This is a genomic window from Okeania sp. (genome assembly GCF_983059655.1).
This window is the reverse complement of the sequence record NZ_CEZPJD010001026.1, coordinates 1-2,365: the sequence shown is the minus strand read 5'-3', so window position 1 is coordinate 2,365 and position 2,365 is coordinate 1. Positions and strand designations below refer to the sequence as shown.

Here is a 2,365-nt window from a genome sequence, read left to right as displayed (position 1 = left end):
AATGCCTCCTGATGTTTTTAATTTTTACTTGGAAAAATTTGACGTAATAACTGTAGATATAAAAGGGGAAGAAATTAATCGTCATTCCCACAAAGCAGTATTTTTCGCTGAAGATTTGGGTAATGGTGTGATGTTGGAAATGGTGGCTATTCCTGGAGGTACTTTTATGATGGGTTCGGCAGAAAATGAAGCAGAAAGAAGTGATAGTGAAAGTCCGCAACATGAAGTTACTCTGCAACCTTTTTATATGAATAAATATCCTATTACTCAAAACCAATATCAAGTCATTATGGGTGAAAACCCTTCTGATTTTAAAGGAGGAAACCGCCCAGTAGAATGTGTGTCATGGTACGATGCAACAGAATTTTGTCAAAAGCTATCTCAGAAAACTGGGAAAAACTACAGACTACCGAGTGAGAGTCAGTGGGAATATGCTTGTCGTGCAGGTACAACCACACCTTTTTATTTTGGAGAAACTATAACATTGGAGTTAGCTAACTACAATGGTAACGATACTTATGGCAACGTACCTAAAGGTAAATATCGAGAAGAAACAACAGATGTTGGGAGTTTTCTTCCTAATGCTTTTGGTTTATATGATATGCACGGCAATGTCTGGGAGTGGTGCGCTGATGACTGGCATGAAAACTATGAAGGTGCCCCTACTGATGGTAGTGCTTGGCTAAAAAATGATGAAAAAGAATATTATCCCGTACTGCGGGGCGGTTCCTGGATCGACGATCCTGTTAACTGCCGTTCCGCGTATCGCGACTAGGACGATAGGCGCGGCCTCCACTACTACGTTATTGGTTTTCGTATTGTGTGTTCAGGCGGGAGAACTATATGAAGTCAGAAGTCAGAAGTTAGAAGTCAGAAGTTTAGACTTGATTGTTCCTTCAGAAAACTAAGAGCTAAATACGATAAGTGAAAGTAATAGTATTGTTGCTCAGAAAGCTTATCAATTTGCTATTAGAATTGTCAAAACTTGTAAATACTTAACTGAGGAAAAAAGAATACATATTATCCAAACAACTGTTGAGAAAAAGCTAATACGGTGGAGTTAGGTAGGGCTTGCTGATTAAATCTAAAAGTTTTTACAGATAAAGGTTTTAGCCTTTTTTGGAACGAAAAAAGTACCTGGTTTTCAGTCTAAAGCGCTCAAAAAGGAGCGTATTTTAGGCGCATAGTTGGGCAGAAAAATCAAGGGACAATTCTTACTCCTACTTCCTCGCTCATTCCCATTTCTCCTGTCTCCTGTCTCCTGTCTCCTGTCTCCTACCCTTACCCATAAGACTTTTTCAGCAAACCCTAGGTACACCCATCGCGGGGAAGATGCCCGCACTAGAAAGATTTAATTGTTAATATCTGTACTTCATATACTTGGAATCTGCTGTAACTGAATAAATATTAGCTGAAAATACTTTTTTTATGCTTCAAATTCGACTTTGTTGTAAATATCTGTCATAGTTATTTGAAAGGAAATTGAATTGAGAGAAATAGTTTCGCTGGCTTCGTTATATTCTGAAAAAATCCACTGTTTCTGAGCAGTTTTATAATATTGTTCTACTTGCATTGTGTATTGGTCTATGAGTAGATATTCTTGAAATGTAGGAATAGTTCTATAAGCTGCAAATTTTTCGTCTTTGTCATAATTTCTAGTAGAATTTGACAAGACTTCGGCAATTATTAGGGGATTGAGAATAGTATCTTTTCTTCCTGTTTGTAATTGCAAATCTCCTGAAGTAACCATCACATCAGGATAAGTATAGATACTTTTATTCGGAATCCAAAGTCGTTGGTCTGCCACAAAAACTCGATATGATTGACTTTTGAGAGAAAAATTTAAAGCTGCGCTGAAGTTGAGAGATATCTGATTATGATTTGGAGTACCGCCAGTCATCGGAATAATTTCACCATTGATATATTCGTGTCGTTGTTGTGAGTTAATTTCAAAGTTTAAATATTCTGTAGGAGTATAGTTTTTTTGTTGTTGAATTTGCATACTTTTCAGTTTTTAGCGATCGCTCGAATCATTTTATATTTTGTTCGTAGTTGGGCTTTAGCCCAAGCAATACTTACAGCAGATTCCACTTGAGTGAGGTATACTCGTAGCGGTATATGAGGACTAAAATTCAACTACGAGCCTGCACTACAAACATTTCATTGTCAATCTCTGTACTTCATGCTGTATTATGAGGACTAAAGTCTGACTACGAGCCTGCACTACAAACATTTCATTGTTAATCTCTGTACTTCATACTATATTATGAGGGCTAAAGCCCAACTACGAACTGACCCCTACTTTTTCACATCCCCATTTTTCGGCGAATAAAACTTTCTACAGATTCCATTTTCATTTCAAATA

3 protein-coding genes are annotated in these 2,365 nt (G+C 37.1%); 1 reads left to right on the top strand and 2 read right to left on the bottom strand.

The window, feature by feature from the left end; genetic code table 11:
- The coding region (locus AC3DU7_RS31380) for a formylglycine-generating enzyme family protein (RefSeq protein WP_488043146.1) at positions 1–775 on the top strand (775 nt) is incomplete at its 5' end.
- Positions 776–1,426: 651 nt separating this feature from the next.
- Here the strand turns inward: AC3DU7_RS31380 and AC3DU7_RS31375 are convergent.
- Positions 1,427–2,002, bottom strand: a complete 576-nt coding sequence (locus AC3DU7_RS31375) for a Uma2 family endonuclease (RefSeq protein WP_488043145.1) — start codon at positions 2,000–2,002, stop codon at positions 1,427–1,429.
- A gap of 5 nt (positions 2,003–2,007) precedes the next feature.
- On the bottom strand, positions 2,008–2,136 hold the full coding sequence (locus AC3DU7_RS31370) for a hypothetical protein (RefSeq protein ID WP_488043144.1): 129 nt from the start codon (positions 2,134–2,136) through the stop codon (positions 2,008–2,010).
- Positions 2,137–2,365 lie beyond the last annotated feature (229 nt).